18 protein-coding genes are annotated in these 21577 nt (G+C 42.8%); 12 read left to right on the top strand and 6 right to left on the bottom strand.

All coding sequences use genetic code 11. From position 1 onward, the window contains the following. Positions 1-103 precede the first annotated feature (103 nt). The 4 genes from FHW89_RS02445 to FHW89_RS02460 form a co-directional block, all read right to left on the bottom strand. Positions 104-934 (bottom strand): maleylpyruvate isomerase N-terminal domain-containing protein, encoded by an 831-nt coding sequence (locus FHW89_RS02445; RefSeq protein WP_172333406.1) that lies wholly within the window; start codon positions 932-934, stop codon positions 104-106. 110 nt (positions 935-1044) lie between these two features. Further along, entirely contained in the window at positions 1045-1479 is a 435-nt protein-coding gene (locus tag FHW89_RS02450) for an OsmC family protein (protein WP_172333407.1), read from the bottom strand. 91 nt (positions 1480-1570) lie between these two features. Then, positions 1571-1987, bottom strand: coding sequence for a DUF3052 domain-containing protein (locus tag FHW89_RS02455; RefSeq protein ID WP_172333408.1), 417 nt, complete (start codon positions 1985-1987; stop codon positions 1571-1573). Next, on the bottom strand, positions 1984-2421 hold the full coding sequence (locus FHW89_RS02460) for a DinB family protein (RefSeq protein ID WP_172333409.1): 438 nt from the start codon (positions 2419-2421) through the stop codon (positions 1984-1986). Before FHW89_RS02460 ends, FHW89_RS02455 begins: the two co-directional genes overlap by 4 nt. Positions 2422-2505: 84 nt before the next feature. Here FHW89_RS02460 and FHW89_RS02465 point away from each other — a divergent pair, with 84 nt between their 5' ends. From FHW89_RS02465 to FHW89_RS02485, 5 genes are all read left to right on the top strand, one after another. Then, the gene (locus tag FHW89_RS02465; protein WP_172333410.1) at positions 2506-3744 is read left to right on the top strand and encodes a nucleoside recognition domain-containing protein; all 1239 of its coding nucleotides are present in this window, start codon (positions 2506-2508) and stop codon (positions 3742-3744) included. 284 nt (positions 3745-4028) lie between these two features. After that, positions 4029-8129, top strand: coding sequence for a PKD domain-containing protein (locus FHW89_RS29085; protein WP_172333411.1), 4101 nt, complete (start codon positions 4029-4031; stop codon positions 8127-8129). A gap of 3 nt (positions 8130-8132) precedes the next feature. Then, on the top strand, positions 8133-9170 hold the full coding sequence (locus tag FHW89_RS02475; protein WP_172333412.1) for a PorP/SprF family type IX secretion system membrane protein: 1038 nt from the start codon (positions 8133-8135) through the stop codon (positions 9168-9170). Between the two features lie 202 nt (positions 9171-9372). Next, the gene (locus FHW89_RS02480; protein WP_172333413.1) at positions 9373-10005 is read left to right on the top strand and encodes an RNA polymerase sigma factor; all 633 of its coding nucleotides are present in this window, start codon (positions 9373-9375) and stop codon (positions 10003-10005) included. Continuing rightward, on the top strand, positions 10002-11342 hold the full coding sequence (locus FHW89_RS02485) for a hypothetical protein (RefSeq protein ID WP_172333414.1): 1341 nt from the start codon (positions 10002-10004) through the stop codon (positions 11340-11342). The genes FHW89_RS02480 and FHW89_RS02485 overlap by 4 nt, the downstream gene beginning before the upstream one ends. 207 nt (positions 11343-11549) lie before the next feature. On the opposite strand, the gene FHW89_RS02490 is transcribed toward FHW89_RS02485, so the two are convergent. Then, positions 11550-12218, bottom strand: coding sequence for an NAD-dependent epimerase/dehydratase family protein (locus FHW89_RS02490; protein ID WP_172333415.1), 669 nt, complete (start codon positions 12216-12218; stop codon positions 11550-11552). Further along, entirely contained in the window at positions 12215-12790 is a 576-nt protein-coding gene (locus FHW89_RS02495; protein WP_172333416.1) for a TetR/AcrR family transcriptional regulator, read from the bottom strand. Before FHW89_RS02495 ends, FHW89_RS02490 begins: the two co-directional genes overlap by 4 nt. A 236-nt stretch (positions 12791-13026) precedes the next feature. Here FHW89_RS02495 and FHW89_RS02500 point away from each other — a divergent pair, with 236 nt between their 5' ends. The 7 genes from FHW89_RS02500 to FHW89_RS02530 all read left to right on the top strand — a co-directional run bounded on the left by FHW89_RS02500 (position 13027) and on the right by FHW89_RS02530 (position 21564). Further along, a complete protein-coding gene (locus FHW89_RS02500; RefSeq protein ID WP_172333417.1) occupies positions 13027-13851 on the top strand; it encodes a glycosyltransferase family 2 protein in 825 nt (274 codons plus the stop codon). Positions 13852-13866: 15 nt separating this feature from the next. After that, positions 13867-15282, top strand: coding sequence for an oligosaccharide flippase family protein (locus FHW89_RS02505; protein WP_172333418.1), 1416 nt, complete (start codon positions 13867-13869; stop codon positions 15280-15282). Positions 15283-15434: 152 nt separating this feature from the next. Next, the gene (locus tag FHW89_RS02510) at positions 15435-17102 is read left to right on the top strand and encodes a hypothetical protein (protein WP_172333419.1); all 1668 of its coding nucleotides are present in this window, start codon (positions 15435-15437) and stop codon (positions 17100-17102) included. Next, positions 17099-18067, top strand: a complete 969-nt coding sequence (locus FHW89_RS02515) for a glycosyltransferase (protein WP_172333420.1) — start codon at positions 17099-17101, stop codon at positions 18065-18067. The genes FHW89_RS02510 and FHW89_RS02515 overlap by 4 nt, the downstream gene beginning before the upstream one ends. Then, on the top strand, positions 18064-19137 hold the full coding sequence (locus FHW89_RS02520) for a glycosyltransferase family 4 protein (RefSeq protein WP_172333421.1): 1074 nt from the start codon (positions 18064-18066) through the stop codon (positions 19135-19137). Before FHW89_RS02515 ends, FHW89_RS02520 begins: the two co-directional genes overlap by 4 nt. A 2-nt stretch (positions 19138-19139) precedes the next feature. Further along, a complete protein-coding gene (locus FHW89_RS02525) occupies positions 19140-20267 on the top strand; it encodes a DUF1972 domain-containing protein (protein WP_172333422.1) in 1128 nt (375 codons plus the stop codon). Further along, entirely contained in the window at positions 20245-21564 is a 1320-nt protein-coding gene (locus FHW89_RS02530) for an O-antigen ligase (protein WP_172333423.1), read from the top strand. The genes FHW89_RS02525 and FHW89_RS02530 overlap by 23 nt, the downstream gene beginning before the upstream one ends. Positions 21565-21577 lie beyond the last annotated feature (13 nt).

A 21577-nucleotide genomic window follows, 5' to 3' on the forward strand; every position in this document is an offset into this window, starting at 1 on the left:
ATGAAATTTGGATGAAATTTAAACAATAATAAGGTTTTTATTTGAAGATATATATTGTATTGTTAATTATTAAATAAATGTTATTATAAATAATAAATACACATTAAGCCATAACGGCTATAGTATCAAATACTTTTTCACCCAGTTGAGTATTACCCTGTAATATTGAATTTTGTAAACCCGCTACTGGTGTAATGGCTTTGGTGAAAAGTCTCCAGGCAATATCTGGTTTGATGCTGACGGTGCAATCTGCCGGGTTGTTGGTTTCCGGAGCAATAATCCATTTGTTGTTACTTCTTTTTATATACCATTCGCCGCCCGCTTCACCTTCAATGATTATTTTAATTAAAGTATCTTCTTGAGCTTGTACATGACGATATGTATGCGGCAATGCATGCATAAAAGTGGCCATGCAAGGATAAAATAACTCGCGGCGCATAATACCCGGTTTGTTTACCGCATCGCGTATTTGCTGTTGATGGTGCCACTTTTCGGTATACTCCCTGGCTATATGAAACCAATTGGCCGATTGCTCCTCTCCTGCCCAGGCTACAGAAAAGCGGGCATTGGCAAAAGGGTCTAAAGATGCTAATTCATCAACGAACTGTTTACCGGTTGTTTCGTGTAGTTGTATCAGCAGATCAGGGCTTACCTGTTTCATCGCTTTTACCCAAACGGCGTTCTCATTATTGATAAAACTAACCAGATCATTATAGCTGTTAATAACAGGAGGCGTATCACCGGTAAATGATTGTTTGGAAGATATCGTACGCACATTGCCATGCAAAAGATGCGCAGTGACATCCTTTACCGTCCATAATTTAGCTACAGTAGGTTTGTTCCAATCTTCGGGCAATAAGGATCTGAGCAGTTCAATGAGCAATTGATCCAGAATTGGAAAAAGGTGTATGGTTGGTATGGGGATAGTGTTCATAGTTGTAGTTGATGGTTCATAGATCATAGGAGCTACATCTGAATCCACAAGGTTCGTAGTAACTACATTCTTCAATCTGTGTCCATGAACCATCAACAATGAACCATGAACTATATTACAGCAGGGTGTACAAAAACTTTTGATTTAATATCAGCACCGGCTTTACCCAAGGTAGCTGCAACAGAGCAGTATTTGGTTAACGAGAGTTCGACCGCGCGGGCCGCTTTATCTTCGTCAATGTCGCCGTATAAATGAAATTCAATTTCAATATCCTCCCATAATGAGGGTTCTTTACCGGCTTCACGCTCGCCGTTAACTATCATTTTGTAATCTTTTACTTCCTGACGTTGTTTTTTAAGAATACTGATCACGTCAATGGCCGAGCAGCCTGCCAGGCCCATTAACAGTATCTGCATTGGGCGAACACCAAAATTTTCACCGCCACTCTCAGGACTGCTATCCATTTTTACAGTGTGGCCATTAGCGTCAACCGCTTCAAACCCGAAATCGCCGTGTACACGTTTAAGTTCTATTTTATTAGGCATATTGAATATATTGTAAGGCTAAGTTACGTATTTGCGGGCGCTTAATAAAGTACAGCCGGGCCGCTTTATATTGTTTTTGATAAAAATGATCTTAAACTGATGGTTTCCTGTCTTTTACAGGTATCACTAATTTTAAGCCCGACCATGTTTCATCTACTGCGCAAATTTTGATATCAATCAGTCCGCTTTTAAGAGCGGTACCCCTTACCAGATCTTCCGTCACATCAGTTGTTACTTTAGAGGCCCTTTTGGGCCAGGAAACCCATATCATGCCATCTGCTTTGATCTGCCTTTTCAGTAAGGGCAGCCTGATCAGCAGCTCATCCTTATTTAAAGTAAAGAAATGGATAAAATCCTTTTGCGGGCCTGGGGTATCATCAAAATATAGCCCCGATGGCAAATCGGTAAACAATTCCATATAATAAGCGGGCGCGTTGATCAGCTTAATCTTGAAGCCTGGTTTGATGCCCAGCTTTTTTGCCAGTGGTGTTCCTGAATATCCGGTCATGGTGCAATCTGCCGCATATGGTGTTTTAAATGTTCCACATAATCATTAGCCAGCCAGGCTACGGTTTGCAGGTTTGGTTCCGATTTGCTGTTGTCGCAGCGGGCATCTACCCTATCCAAAGGATAATTTTTTAATACGCTGATGATCTGTTTGTTCAACAGTATCCAAAGATCGATGATGTCATTAACCTCTGTATCCTGGTAGCGTTGCACACTTACCCAGGCATCCTGTTCATAAGTAAGCCTGAAGTTTTCTTCGTAGGTGCAGCGTATAAATCTTTGCAGGTTAATTTGCGCGCTATCGATCAAATGGCCCAAGATCTCTTTCTTTGACCACTTGCCGGGAGCTGGCCAGGTTTCCCAGTCAATCGCCTGTAATCGGATATCCTGAAATTCATCAATGGTATCGGTTAATTCCTGTACAACGTGGTTCATTTTGCTTTAATCAAATAGTATTTAAAGATTGTTATTTCATATTAAATAACAAAACCATTAACTTCAAAGCCTTAAACATAGCCGATGGTCCTTAACTATATCTGGATAGCCTTTTTTTTGATCGCCTTTGTGGTTGCTTTTGTCAAACTAATATTTTTTGGTGATGCAGAAGCGTTTAAGTTATTGGTTGATGGTATATTCAGTTCCTCAAAATCATCGGTAATGGATATCGCGTTGCCATTGGTTGGTGCCATGGCATTTTGGCTGGGCATATTGAATATTGGCGAAAAGGCGGGTGCCATTAATTTTCTTTCGCGAATTGTAGGACCTTTCTTCAGCAGGCTTTTCCCCGAGGTACCCCGCGACCACCCGGCTACCGGGCAAATGCTCATGAACTTCTCGGCCAATTTATTAGGACTTGATAATGCTGCCACTCCCCTGGGTTTAAAAGCTATGGGCAGCCTGCAGGAGTTAAACCCGGATAAAGAGTCGGCCTCAAACGCCCAGATCATGTTCCTGGTGCTGCATACTTCGGGCTTACAATTATTGCCCGTTACCATTATAGCGCAGCGTGCCATACTAAATGCCGCCAATCCTACCGATGTATTTATACCCTGTATTATCGCTACGTATGTAGCCACTGTGGTTGGTCTGCTTGTGGTGGCGGTTAAACAAAAAATAAACCTTTTGGATAGGGTGATCATAACCTGGCTGGGCGGCTTAACCGCTTTTATAACCTTGCTGGTTTGGTGCTTTACCCATTACTTAACCAAAGTGCAAATCAGCGCGGTATCAAACATAGGCAGTAACTTTTTGCTGTTCACCATACCCGTAATGTTTATTTTGGGCGGGCTGATCAAAAAGATCAATGTATTTGATGCTTTTATTGATGGAGCTAAAGCCGGGTTTGAAACCTCGGTGAAAATAATACCGTACCTGGTAGCCATGCTGGTTGGCATCAGTGTTTTTAGAAGCTGTGGCGCTTTGGATTATATGAACGATGGCTTGCGCTGGGTATGTATTCAATTTAACCTCAATACCCGTTTTGTGGATGCTATGCCGGTTGCTTATATGAAACCTCTGAGTGGTTCGGGATCGAAAGCCATGATGATCAATACTATGCAAACTTTTGGGGTTGACAGCTTTGCCGGGCGCCTGGCTTGTGTATTTAATGGCTCGGCCGATACTACCTTTTATATTGTAGCCCTCTACTTTGGATCGGTAGGTATAAAAAGATCCCGTTATGCTATTCCGGCAGGCCTGCTAGCCGATTGTGCCGGCGTTATTGCCGCTATTCTGGTGGCCTATTTGTTTTTTGGTTAATAATTTAATTTTCAATAGATTTCGATATTTTCCAACAAGTTAATTTTCCCTCATATCCTTCTCTTTTTTTGTAACCAGCAGTAAAAATATTCCGTATAAGAGTACGGATTCGGCAACCGTGAAACCTGCTTCACGTTAGCTGTTTTCGCTTGATAATTGTTTTGCCCCCAAATTCACCTTAATAGGATGGTGAGTTAAGAAGCATTTAATCATTGTGAAACCAATTTTTAATGAACATAAAGTACACTAAAAAATTATTTTTTTTAGCTCTTCTCTGTCTACTTGTGTCATCCGCCGCAGCTCAAACCATCAATATTGGTACTGTTGATGCGGGACCCTATGGTTCGGGCTCAACCATTAGCATATCTATAAAACTGAGTAATTCTGATTGTTTTGCCGCAAACAATGAGTTTGATCTTTACTTATCAGATGCCAATGGGAATTTCGGATCACAACAAAAGATAGGTAGTATCAGCGGCTTTTATGCCACATTTGTAAACGGTATTATCCCTGCCGGAACGCCATCCGGAACCGGATATCAATTAAGGGTGGTATCTACAGTACCCGCTGTTACCAGCGCGGCCTCTTCGGCCTTTACTGTTAATAATGTGGCCGGGGTGGTTGCCGCGGTAAGTTCCCAGATCATCAATCCGCAATATCCCGAAGTGTTTGGTACATGTAACGGCCGGCCTAATGCTGCTACAGCTTATACTTTCTTAAATCAATCGGCATCGGGAACATCTGTTACGGCAACCTTTTTTAATGACCTGGCACAAACGGTCGAAGGTGGCGTTGTCAGCATTTCGCCCAACGGGGTTTTTAACGCTAAGGCTGCTAATTATACGGTAACCGTTAAAGCGGTAAACGGCGGTGTTGTAGGTACAAAGTCGTACCTGCTTATGAATAACGTAGCCAATCGTGTTTTGGGGGCTACGGGTATTACCTCGGTATGTTTGTCAAACGGCAGCGGCGAACTAACATTTAATGCCGATATCACATCGCCGGAAACAGGTTTGCAGAATAACTACCCGGGCCATATTTACAAGGTATCCTGGGGAGATGGTACAAGCAGCACCTTTACGCTTTGCCAAATTATTGCACAAGGTGGTAAAATTGTACATACTTATACCGCGTCGTCATGCGGCAGTATCGTTAACAATACAGTTAAGAACGTTTTTGGCGTTAATTTACAGCTTACCAGCACGTATTGCGGTGATATAGGCACTCCTGCAACTCAATATGCGCAGGTACTTACCCCACCCGAAAATAAGTTTTCCAATAATGATGTAGGATGTGTAAATACACCTGTTACTTTTGCCAATACCTCCTATCCGGGGCAATCTGGCAGCACTACCAATACTTCGGCAAGTTGTATTAATACGGATGCTAAGTATTCTTGGTATGTTGATGATGTGTTGAAGGTTCAAAATTATGGAGCTACCCAGCCCTTCATTTACACCTTTACTACACAGGGTATACATAAAGTAAGGCTGGTGTTACAAAATACCGCCGGTATTTGCGGGGCTGCCGATGTTACACGGGAAATTTGTATCCAGAATCCACCAACAGTACAGTTTAATTTCCCGGTGAAATCTGGCTGCGGGCCTTTAACCGTAATACCCGATAACACATCGGTTATTGATGCCAATTGTAATAATACCAATGCCTATCAATGGATAACGGATGCGCCAGCAGGAAGCCTTACTTACGCAGATAATACAGACGCTAATAGTCAGCAACCACATATGGTTTTTTCTAAAGCAGGTGTTTACCGGGTTAACCTTATTATCAATACCAAAAGCTGCGGTCCGGTTTTAGGTACCGCGCAAACCATAACAGTTGATGATACGCCAACTGCCCAACTTTCGGCAGATGCACAGGTATGCGGTATTAACCAAACCCTTAAATTTAATACCGATGCCGGTATTACCCACACGGTTTTGGACGGTATAGGTGAATTGAAACCTGATTCCTACACCTGGACAATAAGTGGCGGCGCGTTTGATTTTACCGGCGGAACCACCGCTAATTCTCAATATCCGCAGATATTATTTAAAGACGCCGGCACCTATACCATTACTGTTGCTGTAAAAAATAATTGCGGCCCACCGGCAACAGCTACCCAGCACCTTACTTTTCAAATATCGCCAACCATTAGCACTGCCGCCCCCCCGACAGTTTGCGCGGGATCGGATATTAATTTAACAGGTACTGTATTAAGTGGCACCATAACCAGTCAGACATGGACAGGCGGTACGGGATCTTTTAACAATGCTAACGCATTGGTTACTACTTATACGCCATCAGCCGCCGATATAGCCGCCGGGAAGGTTACATTTGCATTAGCCGGTACCACTACCCTGCCCGTTCCCTGCGATAAGGTGATAAGTACGGTAACGGTACTTATTGAACCTCAAACGGTGATCACCAGCGCCCCTACGGTTAATAATCTGTGTTCGGGAACTGCCCTTAATTATCATATAACAGCTTCTAAACCCAATAGCTCTTTTACCTGGACAATTGATCCTGCCAACACTTCGCCATCGGCTACGGGTTATACCAACGGCAGTGGTTCTTTTATCAACGATGTGATCACCAACAGCGATCCATCCAATTTCGCTGTAGTCACCTATATTATACAGGCTACGGGCAGTAACTGTAACGGCGATCCTTTTACTTTAACTGTTCATGTTTTACCTGCACATATTACAACAGGCTTTACTGCCAGTGTAACCTCTGGTTGCGGGGCGTTACCTGTTCAATTCACTAACACCTCCGTACCGCTCAGCAGCAGCTTTACCTGGGATTTTGGCGACGGTACTAACTCAACCGAAGTAAACCCTACCCATACCTTTGCACCGGGTACCGATGGTAAGGATAAGACATATACAGTAACTTTGAATTTGGTAAGTTCCTGCGGAAATGTACCTGCTGCTACAACTACAATCACTGTGCACCCTGCATCACCGGTGGCACTTATTCTTCCAAGTCCGCTAAGTGGTTGTTCTCCATTTGATGTAACCGTTCAGAATGCATCGCCGGGTAATAATAAGACCTATACTTATCACCTATATGACCCGGCCACACAGCAGGACGTTCTGCCTCCTGTAACAAAGACCGATAAAACTTCGGTTGTTTTCACCGTAACTTCAACAGTAGCCAAATTGTTTAAGTTGTATATGGTAGCCGAAGATCTTTGCGGTAATACTACAAAAAGTATAGAATGGCCCATCTCCGTATCGCCACCAGATTTTGTAGCAAAAACCTTTGTGACCGATAATAATAACACGGGCTGCGCTCCTTTTGCTACCAGCTTTGTAAATGCCTCAACCGGTGGTGATACGTTTACCTATAATATTTATGATCCTAATGGTAATGTTACCCATTTAACTGCCGGTGGTTTGGGCAGTACATTTGCTTATACATTTACCGCGGCGGGTGTTTACAGGGTTTCCATTACGGCGGCTAATGGCTGTTCGTCTATCGAGTCGGATAAAGTAACGGTAACGGTTAATCCATTACCCTTACCTGCTTTTACAGCCGATGCTACTACAGGTTGTAAGTCGCTGGTGGTAAATTTTACCAATAGCACACAAGCGCCGGATGGAAATTCCAGCGCGAGCTCTTACCAGTACGACTGGGATTTTGGTGATGGGAGCGCACACGCGTTTGAGCAAAACCCGGCCCCGCATACTTATCAGTTTAGCAATACGCCATATACGGTTACATTGCTGGTTACCAACCCTGTAACCGGATGTACGGCCACACTGATTAAAAATACTTATATCACGGTAAACCCGCCGCCTTTTACCGCGTTTGGGGTTAAGCCGGATACCACTATCAGTATACCTAATTACCGCTTTACTTTTGTTGATCAAAGCACCAATGGCCCCACGCAATGGCACTGGGATTTTGGAGATGGGCAAACCTCTAACAATCAAAATCCTGCCCATACCTATATTGATACAGGCACTTATAAAGTAACGCTAACTACTTATCGGGGCAGTTGCGATAGTGTTATTTCGCACAAGGTTCATATCACGGGCATTCCGGGACAACTTTATCTGCCCAATGCTTTTATGCCCACCAGTGGTTCAACTGAGCTACAAAAGTTTATAGCCAAGGGCTCAGGTATCAAAAAATGGCACCTGCAGGTGTACAATAATTACGGGCAGCTGATGTGGGAAACCGATAAACTGGATGATTACAAAGGTACACCTGTTAGTGGCGACGGTTGGGACGGAACTTTCAGGGGGGCACCGGTACAGCAAGGTGTTTATATATGGCAGGCCTCAGCAACATTTATCAACGGAACGGAGTGGAAAGGCATGAGTTATAACAACTCGCTGCCCAAACGTACAGGTACCATCAATTTAATACGATAGCAGATGCGCAACCCATTAAAAAAAGGTATTTTATTTTTTGCAGCACTGCTGACAGGCATGATAACTTTTGCCCAGGATCATATGTATTCGCAATTCTTTAATTCACCGGTATACTTAAACCCTGCGTTGAATGGCCAGTTCCCCGGCGATTTGCGGATGAACCTTATCTACCGTAATCAGTATACCTCGGTACCGGGGGGGTTTAATTATATCACGGCATCTGTTGATTATAATATTCCACGGTTTGGCGGTGGTGTAGGTTTATTGTTTACCCGTGGCAGCGAGGGCGCTGCCGGATTGGTTAAAAATAATATAGCCGGTGTTTACTCCTACAGCGTTGGTTCAGATGATTTTGTATTGTCGTTTGGCTTGCAGGCGGGCATTACCAATCGGTCGGTCAATTACAATAAACTGGTGTTCAGCGATCAGATAGACCCGCAGTTTGGCTATATACCGGGCACCCCTACCGCCGCGGAACCGCCACTTTTTGATAACCGCTATTATTTTGATGCTGGTGCGGGTATTAACCTTGTGATCAGCGATTTTAATATCGGCGGCGCATTACAACACATCAATCGCCCCAATGAATCGTTTACAGGTATTCCGGCCAAGTTACCCATGCGTGTCACAGCCCACGCGAGTTACCGCCTTGATCTGAATCCTTACGCTAATCTTGATGAGGACGAAAAATCATTCCTGATACCATCGGTTATCTTATATAAACAAGCCAGCGCGCAATCTATCAATGCAGGTATGCAGTTTAAACGGAGAAGCATCAATGCTGGCCTGTGGTACCGTACCGGCGGATCGGCAGGGCCAAGTGCGGTGGTACTCTCGCTGATATTTGATATTTTTGTCCATCACGATGCCGGCGAAAAGCTGCGTTTAGGGGTTAGTCATGATGCTCCCTTCGGTGGTTTAAATTACAGTAATACCAGCGGTTCATCAGAGGGGAGTATCGGGTATGAAACTACACTGCCATCCCGCTCTGATACCTATCGTAAATTTGAAGGTTCGCGGCGTTGTTATGATTTTTACTAGTCAGGGAGAAATTTGAAATGTCTTTATACTTAATTTTAGTACATTTACCCATAGATTCTTCGCCCCTGGGTTTAGTGGTTTTTTAACTGATCATATATTTTTAAAAAAAATGAATTGTGCAGGCAACCTTTTATTATCAGGCTACGTGATAACTGAAAAAATGATAAATATTAGTACAATTTAACCCATTATTACCCCTTATATGGGAGAGGCGGAACTACAACAACTTATTGCGGGCTGTTTGCAGCAAAACCGAAAGGATCAGAAAATGCTTTACAAGGCGTTTTATGGCTTTGCTATGAGCATATGTCTGCGATATGCAGGTAACCGCTATGAGGCGTCGGAGATCATGAATCAGGGTTTTTTAAAAGTATTCACTAATTTGAATAAATATGATACGGGGCGGCCGTTCATTGCCTGGGTTGGCCGTATTATGATGAATACCTCGGTTGATTATTACAGGAGTAACCTTAAACTATCACTTAATGATGATCTGGATGCTGCCGAAGATATAGGCCATGATGAACTGCCCGACCAAAAACTAAATTATGATGACCTGCTGGGTATGATCCAGCAGCTGCCGAATGCCTACCGTACCGTGTTTAACTTGTTTGCTATTGAAGGTTTCTCGCACGAAGAAATAGCTGCCCAGTTGGGTATCAGTACCGGTACTTCAAAATCTAACTTATTTAAAGCGCGGGAAAAACTAAAAACAATGGTACTCAACTCCGGCCGTTTGCCGGACAATGGTTCTGAGGATATCCGGCATAAAATTGTTGCAATAGGCGCGTTTACTGTTGGATTATCACACTTGCTTGAATTAATAATGCGATGAAAGAAGGGAAAAACGAAAATAAATTAGATCGGCTATTCAAAGACGGGTTATCCGGCTCTGAAGATCATTTTGCTTTTCGTGAGGAGGATTGGGCTTCTATGGAGCGCCTGCTGGATAATAAACCCAGTAAAAAGGCCGCCATCAGGAGGATAATTTATTACTCAGCGGCTATAGCGGCTATTTTATTATTGGCGATAGGCTTGTTCTTATTTAACGGGGACAATAAAGTAGAAAAACCCAAAGATGAACTGGCTGTTAAACCAAAAATCAAAACAGATACAACTGTACCTGTAGTGAAAGATAATGGCCAAAATATTCAGCCTGTAAAAGATTCGGTTAAACATGTAACTCCGGGTATCGAAAATTTGGCTAAGGGTGATGTAAATGGTAACAAAAGTCAGTCAGGATCATCAATATTGGGTATTACCCCAGGTAAACAAAAGCAGCAAAACAATAATATACCTGCAGATCAAAGCCCTATGGCTCCATATGTGCAGAACAACAAAGTAACAAAAGACAGTGTCGATAAAAATAAGGTTGTTCCGGTTCCGGCAGATAAAAATAACAGTGTAGTTGATCCGTCAAAGATTGCTTCTACCGATACGCAAACGAAAAATAACCTGGCCGCCAACACGCCGGATACCAACCAGCCAGATACCGCGGGTAAAGTAACACCACCTGTGCAACAAACCAAAAAGGATAAGGCATCTCTTAAACCGATATTAAGGACAGGCCCACGCTTTACACTTGCCATAATGGCCGCACCTGATCTGAATGCGGTAAATTCATTCAGTCGTAACCAGGTAGGTACCAACTTTGGTGTGCAGCTGGGCATTCATCTGTCTAAAAAATTTAGTATATCTACCGGTGCTTCATATGCGGTTAAGCCATATCAAGCTACCGGCAGCCAATATAACTCCATAGCCTGGCAGGGGCGATCAAGTAGTGATCTGCCCGATTATGTAACCGCCAATTGCAAGGTTTTGGATATACCACTGAATCTGAATTATCAGTTCTATGCCAAGGGAAGAAACAAGTTTGCCATAGGCAGTGGTTTGTCATCCTATATTATGCTGCGCGAAAATTATCATTTTGAATTTGCCGATGGCTCAAAACCCTCATATGATGTTCAGGTTGATGGCCGCAACCAGCATTGGTTAGGCGTATTGAATTTAAATGCGACTTACGAGCGCAGGATCAATTCCAAATTCAGCACTGTTATACAGCCATACATGAAACTCCCGGTTACAGGCATAGGCGTTGGTCGTGTTGACCTCCGGTCAACAGGTGTTGCTGTGGGTGTAAACTGGAATATCAACCCGGCTAGGCCTAAATAAAAGGGTAACAAAAAGGATGTCATGCTGAGCTTGTCGAAGCATGGTGGGCAGGCCTCTGCGCGCGAGTCTTCGACAAGCTCAGACTGACATTCCCTACGCATTTATTCCATAATCTGTCATTGCGAGCGCAGCGTGGCAATCTCCTCGCGTTCTAAACGGTTAGCATAGCTACGAGATTGCTTCGTACCTCTTCGCGATGACATTATTTTACTGGCTTTTAGCCAGAGCAATAATGTCTTTCCCTTCTATAATCTGCTTGCCATAGCCATCATTGGTAGCGCTGATCATGGCATGGGCTAACTCCTGCAAAGTAACAAAGCCAGCAGGATACAACGCTCTGCCAATGGGGAACAACCAGTTGATGTATTTATAAAAACTATGTGTGTTCAACAAACCTTTTATCGGCCTGATAAAACCTGGCCGAAAGGCAAATACCTGCTTAAAAGATAATTTCATCAAATCGTTTTCGGTTTTTCCTTTAACGGCGGCCCAGCCTTTGCCTTTTTCATTGCTGTCAGTTCCGGCTCCGGAGATGTAGCAAAAGGTCATGCCAGGGTTAAGTTTGCTCAGCGTTTCGCCCACATGCATGGTTAGCGTGTAAGTTAACTTATAATACTCCTCGGCTTTGATGCCTACTGATGATACCCCTAAACAAAAATAACAGGCGTTATATCCTGATAACTCACGCTCAATAGCCGAAAGATCAAAAAAATTACCATGTATTATCTCCTTAAGTTTGGGATGGGTAATGTTCATGCTTTTCCTGTTGATCAGCAGAACAGCTTCTACATCGGGGTGCTGTAGGCATTCGTGCATCACCCCCTCGCCTACCATTCCGGTGGCCCCTGTTATAATAGCCCTTATTTTTGTTCTCATAATTTTGCAGGGTTTACCAACATTAACCAGGTGAGATCAAATGCATCGTTAATGATCTGCTCTTTTTTGTCGCTGCATAGATCGCATTTCACCAAGAACTCATACATCCCGTTAATCTGGCTCCAGGCAAGCGTGGCAATTAGCTCGGTAGGTAAATACTTAAATATTCCGGCCTGTACAGCACCCTCTAAAAGTTGCGTATGCTTCTGGGAATGCCTGGCTATATCCTCGGCAGGAACCAAGGCCAGGTGTGGTGAAAAGTGAAATTGTTGAAGAAAAAAGAACTCTTCCGGATGTGCAACCCCCCATTTTAACGAATACACAAACATGTTCCTGAATTTATCTTTAAAAGTTTCGCCTTGGTCTATCTTTTCAAACAGATGGGTGTTCAGCTCCTCTTTTGTTTGGTTGTACAGGGTCACTACTAATTCGTCTTTGGTTTTAAAATAATGAAAAAGTGTACCGTTTGATACACCGGCCTCCACAGCTATTTTACTGGTGGGTGTACCGTGAAACCCGTATTGTACAAACAATTTTAGGGCCGTTGAAAGAATTGATGCTGACTTATCCATATATAAACTGACTAATCACTCTACAAATGTATCTAAAATTCGGCCACCGCAAATTATTTCTCTGGTTAACAGTGCTTACATCATAAAATATTAAAATAAAACGACAATTCTTTATGCGTTGGGCAACCCTTTGCTGTGAAGCAACGATATATTAATAGACAACCATATTAGAGCCTGCAGGTGTATCCGGCGGGTATGGTGTAATAAAAGCTTGATAAATCTTTAATTATCTGCATATGGTACCAGTTTCAGTTGTGATCATCACCAAAAACGAAGCCGAAATGATAGGCCGCAGCATCACGATGCTGAGGCAGTTAACCGATGATATTGTTGTAGTTGATAACGATAGTACCGATCATACTATTGATATATCGGTAGAGAATGGCTGCCGCGTTTACCAAAAAAGCTGGGACGGATACGGAGCTAATAAAAATAAAGGTATTGCCCTTGCCCGCTATAACTGGATACTGAGCATCGATGCTGACGAAATACCAGATGCTGACCTGCTTACTTCTATCAGTCGCTTAAAGCTGGATGATTGCGATACCGTTTATGATATACCTTTTAAAGCTTATTATGGCAACAAAGCTATCAATTTTGGCAATTGGGGCCGCGATCATCACATCAGGTTATTTAACCGCACACGTGTAAAATGGTCGGAGCCACCTGTACATGAAACCCTGGTGCTGCCGCAGAATATGCGTGTGCAGAAATTGAGCGGTCATCTGCACCACTATTCAGTTAAAAATGTGCAGGAACATGAGGCCAAAATTGTGCACTACGCTCAGTTGAGCGCCTTAAAATATCAGCAAAGTGGTAAAAAAGCCAGCATGGTAAAATTATATCTTGCTCCTATCTTCCATTTTGTAAAAGCTTACGTATTTTTATTAGGTTTTTTAGATGGCAAAGAAGGCTGGAATATTGCCCGCATGGCCTTTAAAAATACCTGGTTAAAATATTATTACCTGGATAAGGCCGAACAAAATCCCGTTGGAAAGAAAAACCTGTATGAAGTACCTGTTATGGCATACGAACTTAAAGCCAATGCCCATACCGAATAAAGCGGGGCGTTGCCCATGAAAAAAACGCTCATCCAAAACCTTTCGGCCAATACACTGCAATTGGTAATCAATCAATTGTTCGGAGTGTTGATGTTCTACGTGCTTTCTGTCAATTTGGATAAAGATAGTTTTGGGTTGATTAACCTGGCGCTTACGGTAATATTTACCGCGTTCAATATCCTTTCTTTTGGTATCGATCAAACCGTGGTAAAGAAGATAGCTCATGGCGATGATGCCCGTAGTGTGCTATCCATTTATATATTCCATGTAGTTTTTACGGGGATCTTGTTCTACGGTATCCTGTTACTGGGCAAACTAGTTTTTACCAGCGACATCTTACTTTACCGGCTCATTTTATTTATTGGCGCGGGCAAGCTGATGCTCTTTTTTTCTACCCCGCTTAAACAGATATCCGGGGGGATGGAACGATTTAAGCTGCAGGCTTATATGCTGGTGGTGTCAAACATCGTTCGGGGTTGCGCTTTGGTTGTATTAGCGATAACGCATTTGTTAAGCATTACCGGTATTATGTGGGTATTTATAGCCGGTGATACGCTGGAGTTCTTATTCAGCGTATACCTGTTCAAAAGATATATTGGCATATCCATCGCGCCCCGATGGAATAAAGCCGAATACGGTTTGCTGGTCAGGCAGTCCTTACCACAGGTAGGCGTTGTTTTGATCACCTCGGCACTGGCCCGTTTTGATTGGTTGTTTATCGGCTTTATGGTATCGGCCATCAAACTGGCCGAATATAGCTTTGCATACAAAGTATTCGAAATAGGTACCCTGCCCCTGCTGGCTATAGCGCCCTTATTGATACCCCGATTTACCCAGTTGTTTAAAGATGAAAGCTATACCGGCAATAACCTGAAACTCCTGATCAGGGCCGAGATGGTTATTGCTACATTTACTGCTTTGCTGCTGAACATGTGCTGGAACCCATTGATTGATCACATCACCGGCGGAAAATACGGCGTAGTTAATAGTAATACCATTTTCATCCTGTCGTTATGCCTGCCATTCATATACATCATGAATTTTTTCTGGACGATATACTTTGTACAGAATCGCCTAAAAATGATCCTGCAGGTTTTCCTGGTAACGTTTGGTGTAAATGTTATAGGCGATTTGCTGCTGATCCCCTTTTTTAAAAACGAAGGCGCCGCTATCGCTTTCCTGGCATCATGCGTTGTGCAGGCTATTTTATTCAACTCAAAAAATAAACTCAGCGAATTGAATGGTAGTCTGTTTATTTTGTTAAAATGCACTACCTGCGCGCTTATCGGCGGTGTATTGGCTAAATTTCTATTCCAAAACTTCTGGCTGGCTTTGCTGGCCTCGGTGGCTTTTTACTTTATGGCTTTAGCACTTAGCCGCCAGATCAAAATTGCCGACTATAAAAATTTCCGTAAAATATTGGGTCGATAGATCAGGGTATCGGATAGCCAGTATCTGGATTTTTGTAGACTGAATGTATTTTTAAAAGTCTTGATACTTGACACTAACTACTTGATACTTTAAAAAACTTCCAGGCAACCAATCCCATTTTTAGGTCGTAATGATTATAAAGAAACCGGAGCATGTTGACCAGAGCAGTGGCTTTTTATAGGGATAAAATAAATGATAAGGTGGATTGGAGGCTACTCACCTTTTTGCTGCTTTTTTTAAACGTAAAGCTGGCCATAAAAATTCCGGTTATTTTGCTGTTTAGCTTATGGCCCGCCAATTTTAAATTCGGATTCCGGTTTAAAGATTCCCGCCTGCCGCTTTTTTATCCGCTCATCATCATCATAGCTGTAGTTAACTGGATCATTTATCAAGGTTATACCAATGGTAATTACAATATTGTGCTGCTTACCGGCATTGGTTTTTGGCTGCTGTGCATATTGGCTATACACCAGGTTAAACTGGCTATTGACAACAATACCCCCGAAAAGGTACATCAAACCATAACAGCCTTTTTTATAATCAATGCCCTGATATCTTTATTGATACTTGCCGTTATCGTTTTAAAAACGCACACTATCAACCCATATACCTACCAGGGGCAGTATCAGAAATACTTTATCAACACCGGTGATTATATTAAAGGAATAGCCTTTGATACTTCCATTACCAATTCTACATTATGCGCTTTTGGTGTTATTTACTTCCTGATACGCAAAAATGCCGCAATGCTGCTGGTTTGTATGGCTATCCTGCTGCTTACCGCAAGCAATTTTGTTAATCTGGCTTTACTACCCATATTATTGCTGCTGTTTGTTTTTAAAACTGATCGTTATCAAAAAAGCCTGGTTGTTGTATGCTTTGTTTTTCTGGTTGTTTTCATGGCTAAGATATCGCCGCAGAATAATAATTACACCACGCAAACACTCATTCACTTATTTAAAAAAGATAAACCGGTAAATACCGCGGCCGTGCCTGTAAACCCAATGGCCGACTGGCGTATTACCGACCGGCCCGATAATACCCTAACGCCCGAAGAACGCAAACAAAAGATAGCTACCCTGTATCTGGACAGCGTAGGCAAGATGCTGGATTCGATAAGGGTGCGTAGACGTCCGGACTATGCAAAGAATGCTTTCCTGGCTGATGGAGGGCGTATAGCCATTACAGAACCCAACCTGAACGGTGATTTTTATCAATACAATAAAGAAACCCCGCTTGCAATGCTGCAATTGGTGAATTTTATAAAATTGCACAAAACAGCCCTGCCTACTGCCGGAAATGATGATTTTGTTTATGCTATACCCGGTAAGGCGGCAGGATTTTTGCAAACCATTGCCTTTTTTCGGACCCATTTGGGCAAGATACTCACTGGTACAGGTATTGGTAATTTCTCATCGAAATTGGCTTACCGAACAGCAGGATCTGGTTTTGCCGGTGGGTATCCTGCCAAATATGCCTATATCAACCACGATTTTTTGGTTAATCACCTTGATCTGTACCTGTATTTTTATAGCAAACAAACAAGTTTACACTCCATCAGTAATAGCCCCTATTCTGTTTATGACCAATTACTGGCCGAATACGGTTTACTGGGTATTATCCTGTTTATAGTCTGTTATATAGGCTTTTTTATACGTCATTATCAAAAGCTCACTTATGGTTTGCCCATATTGTTTTTGGTGCTGGCTGTTCTGCTGACCGATTACTGGTTTGAACAACTATCGGTAATGGTGTTTTTTGAACTGCTGTTATTGCTCAATATCAAAGAAAATGAAACCGTTAAACCAATTCTCCCATGAATTTTGACACACCCCAAATAACGGTTCTGATGCCTGCTTATAATGTGGGTAAATATATAGCCGATGCTATCCGGTCGGTGCTGGAGCAATCGTTTACCGATTTTGAACTGCTTATAGTTAATGACGGCTCTACAGATGATACCGTTGATGTGATCCATTCCTTTGCCGACCCGCGCATAGTGATGATACACCAGGACAATAAAGGGGTATCCCTGGCCTTGAATACCGGGTTAAAATATGCCCGTGCCCCTTATATAGCCCGGTTTGATGCCGATGACGTGTGCCATCCTGAGCGCTTACAAATACAGTATGATTTTATGATCAACAATCCCGATTACAGTATCATAGGCTCCGCCGCCGATTATATGGATATGGAAGGTACTTATCTTTTTACCTCTACCCCTCCGGCAACAAGCAATGAAGACATTCAGCAATTGGCATCGTCGGTTTGCCCCTTTATGCATCCCACCGTGTTCTATAAAAAAGAAGTGATCTTAAAAGCAGGCGGTTATAGCGAATATGCTTACACCTATGAGGATCATTTTTTATGGGTAAGCATCCTGAAAGATCAAAAGGCCTGTAATTTCGCCCAGCCTTTAATCAAACACAGGCTTAATCCGGAATCCATCACTATTGATGAAAAATGGCGACCTCGTAAATTCCTCAAAATAAAATACAGCACGCTTAAAAACAAGGTAGTTACCGCAGATGACGGTGCTCAGCTAACCGCAATGGGTCAAAAACAGCAATTGCGCCAGGTTAAGCATGGCGCCTATTATGCCTTGTGTGCCAAAAAACTATTGGTCAATAATTATCATCCGCAAAAGGCACGGGGACATGTGGTAAAAGCTATCAGCATATCGCCATTACGACTTGATAATTATCTGTTATATACTATCAGCTTTTTGCCCGAAAAATTCATCATGTGGTTTCATAAATTAAATTCAGGGAGGCTGGCGCAATGATCAAAGTAGCATTTATAACCCGCTCAACCATATATACCGTGCCCGGCGGTGATACCATCCAGGCGGTGCAGACTGCGCGTCACTTGACAGAGATGGGCATCACTGCCGATATCAGGCTGGCTAATGAAAGTATCCACTACAATCATTACGATTTGCTTCACTTTTTTAATCTTACCCGCCCGGCCGATATCCTGTATCATAGCCAGAAAGCAGGTAAGCCCTATGTAGTATCTACCATTTTGTGCAATTACGGTGAGTATGATAAATACCATCGCAAAGGCATGGGCAGACTGCTGCGCTATTTGTCGACTGATACTATCGAGTATATTAAATCCATAGCCCGTTACCTGCTGGGGCGCGATAGTTTGGCAAGCTTGTCATACACCTGGCTTGGTCAGCGTAAGAGCATCAAGAATATATTGAGCAGGGCCGCTATGATACTGCCCAATTCAGAGTCGGAGTATAACCGGGTGATCCAATCATACGAGCGCAAGGTGAAACACCTGGTAGTGCCTAACGGGGCCGATCAGAATATGTTTCAGTATGATCCGGACTATCCAAAGGATGAGAAACTGGTGATCTGCGCAGCACGAATAGAGGGTATCAAAAATCAGCTGAACCTGATACGTGCGCTCAACAATACCCCCTATCGCTTACTGTTGATTGGCACACATGCCCCAAATCAGCTGGCCTATTACCAGGAATGCCGGGAAATAGCTGCCGATAATGTGATTTTTATTGATCACATCCCACAGCAGGAACTGGTAAAATATTACCGCCGGGCAAAAGTGCACATCCTGCCCAGCTGGTTTGAAACTACCGGCCTGAGCTCGATTGAAGCCGCGCTCATGGGTTGCAATATTGTAACCAGCGATAAAGGCGATGTACGCGAGTATTTTGCCGACGACGCCTTTTACTGCGATCCATCATCACCGGAAAGTATCCTGGCCGCTGTTGAAAAGGCAAGCAAAACGCCTTACAATGAGACTTTAAGACACCGCATATTAAAACAGTACACCTGGAAACAGGCGGCATCACAAACATTAAAAGCGTATCAATCAGTATTATAGCCATGAAATTACGTATAGCCATTTTAGGAACCCGGGGCATCCCCAATTATTACGGTGGATTTGAGCATATATCTGAATATGTATCGGCCGGTTTGGTAAAACGCGGGCACTCGGTAACTGTTTATAATTCGCACAATCACCCGTATACCCAGGATAGCTGGAATGGTGTGGAGATAAAACACTGCTACGACCCGGAATATTTGATAGGTACCGCCGGACAATTCATCTATGATATGAATTGCCTGCTGGATGCCCGCAAAAACAAGTTTGACGTGGTATTGATCATGGGTTATACCAGCAGCTCGGTTTGGGGCAAACTGTATCCAAAAAATAGTACCATCATCACCAATATGGATGGTATGGAGTGGAAACGGTCAAAGTACTCCAAACCGGTACAGCAATTTTTAAAATACGCCGAAAAGTTGGCTGTAAAGTACAGTCATTATTATGTGGCCGACTCCAGGGTGATCAAATCATACCTTGCCGATAAATATAACATTACAAGTGAATATATCCCCTACGGCGCTGATGTTTACTCGGATCAGGAACGTGAACAGTATGACTTTGACGAAGCCTTAAAAGAAGATTATTTCCTGCTGATGGCACGCATGGAGCCCGAAAATAATATCGAAACTATTCTGGATGGATTTAACAAAAGCAATTCGCGCAGAAAGTTTAAAGTTTTGGGCGATACCGGCAACCGCTTTGGCAAGTATATCACCAATAAATTTAATAACGATGAGCGTATAGAATTTAAAGGATCTATTTTTGATAACCCCAAAGTACGATCGCTACAAAATAACTCTTACCTGTATTTTCATGGGCATAGCGTAGGCGGCACCAATCCATCTCTATTGGAAGCCATGGCCAGCGAAGCGCTTATCGCCGCGCATAACAACCCCTTCAATAAATCGGTGCTGAATACCGATGCTTTTTATTTTTCAAATGCTCTCGAAGTGCGGGAACTGGTAGAAAACGTACAGCGCCAAGACACAGAAAAAAGCATGGTGATGAATAACCTGCATAAGATCCAGGATCAGTTTAATTGGGAAACGGTAATTGATCAGTACGAGGAATTTATTGTGGAAAGCTATAAACACGCCAATCATGAAGCAATTATTGCTTATTAATGATACACCGGCCAATAGGATAAGCTATTACCATGTGCTCTTGCTCATGGCAAGCCTGCCTTTTGATATGTTTTACAGTCATATCATTCTTATTAGTTTTACGCTGCACACGCTTATTCATCTGGATAAAAGCAGGCTAAAAGCATTACGTACTTTTAAGCAGTTGGTACTGCCTTCTGTTTTATTTATTACCATCATCGCCACCATTTATACTATCAACCTAAAGGCTGCTTTTAATGAATGGACTTTGCGGATCCCGCTCTTACTGTTCCCGGTTATGTTCCTACTCAATGGCCTCGATTGGAAAAAATACCGGGAAAACTTCTTGATGGGGTTTTCGTTGGTTTGCGCGTTAACCGTTTTTTACCTGTTCGTGGTTGTTTTGGCCACCGTTAGGTTTTATCATATGCCTTTGCGGGCCATTTTTGGTGAAGGTTTTACCAATCATAATTTCGCCGGTCCGTTAAAAATTCACGCTACTTTTTTCTCCTTCCAGCTGGTTGTCGCATTGGTTTACCTGCTGTCGGTTTTGATCAAAGGGGTAACAACCAGGTGGTTAAGAAATATATACATCATCAGTTGTCTTATCCTGGTATGTGGAATGATTCAGTTGAGTTCCAAATCAATATTGATTATCCTTTTTGTGGCTGTAAACGTGGTACTGCCACTGTATCTGCTACAGGCAAAACAGCGTCGGCGATACATGATTACCGGATGGTTGATCACAGCAGTAGGTATTGCCGGAATTTTAAGCATATCCACCTTCAGAGATCGCTACATAACCTTGCTGAAAGACGATATTTCAACAGATAAAACCATCCCCCGGAACTCAGATTCGCGCTTTGAACGCTGGCATATCGCAGCCGCACGCATAAAAGATAAACCATTGCTGGGATATGGCTCAGGCTCGGAAGTAGGTTTGCTGAAGGATGATTTTTATAATGCCAAAATGTACAGCTCCTATCTCAAAGGCTTGAATTCCCATAATCAGTATATCAGTTTCGTATTAAAATCGGGTATATGGGGATTGGTTATTTATATACTGACACTGGTTTATGGGTTTAAAATGGCCTTCAAACGAAAAGATGTTTTGTTCATCAGCTTTATGCTGATTATTGCTGTGGTGTCGGTGAGCGAAAACTTATTGGATGTAGATAAGGGCGTGATGTTTTACAGCTTTTTCTTTTCCTTTTTCCTGTTCTCGGCGCCTGATAATAAAACAATTATCAAAGAGCAGCAAAAACCTGATGAATATTTAATACCGCTGGCAACCAACGCATTGGCTGCTACGTCATAATTATATACTACTA

It is taken from the genome of Mucilaginibacter sp. SG564, from assembly GCF_013149275.1.
In the GTDB taxonomy this organism is placed as follows: Bacteria; Bacteroidota; Bacteroidia; order Sphingobacteriales; family Sphingobacteriaceae; genus Mucilaginibacter.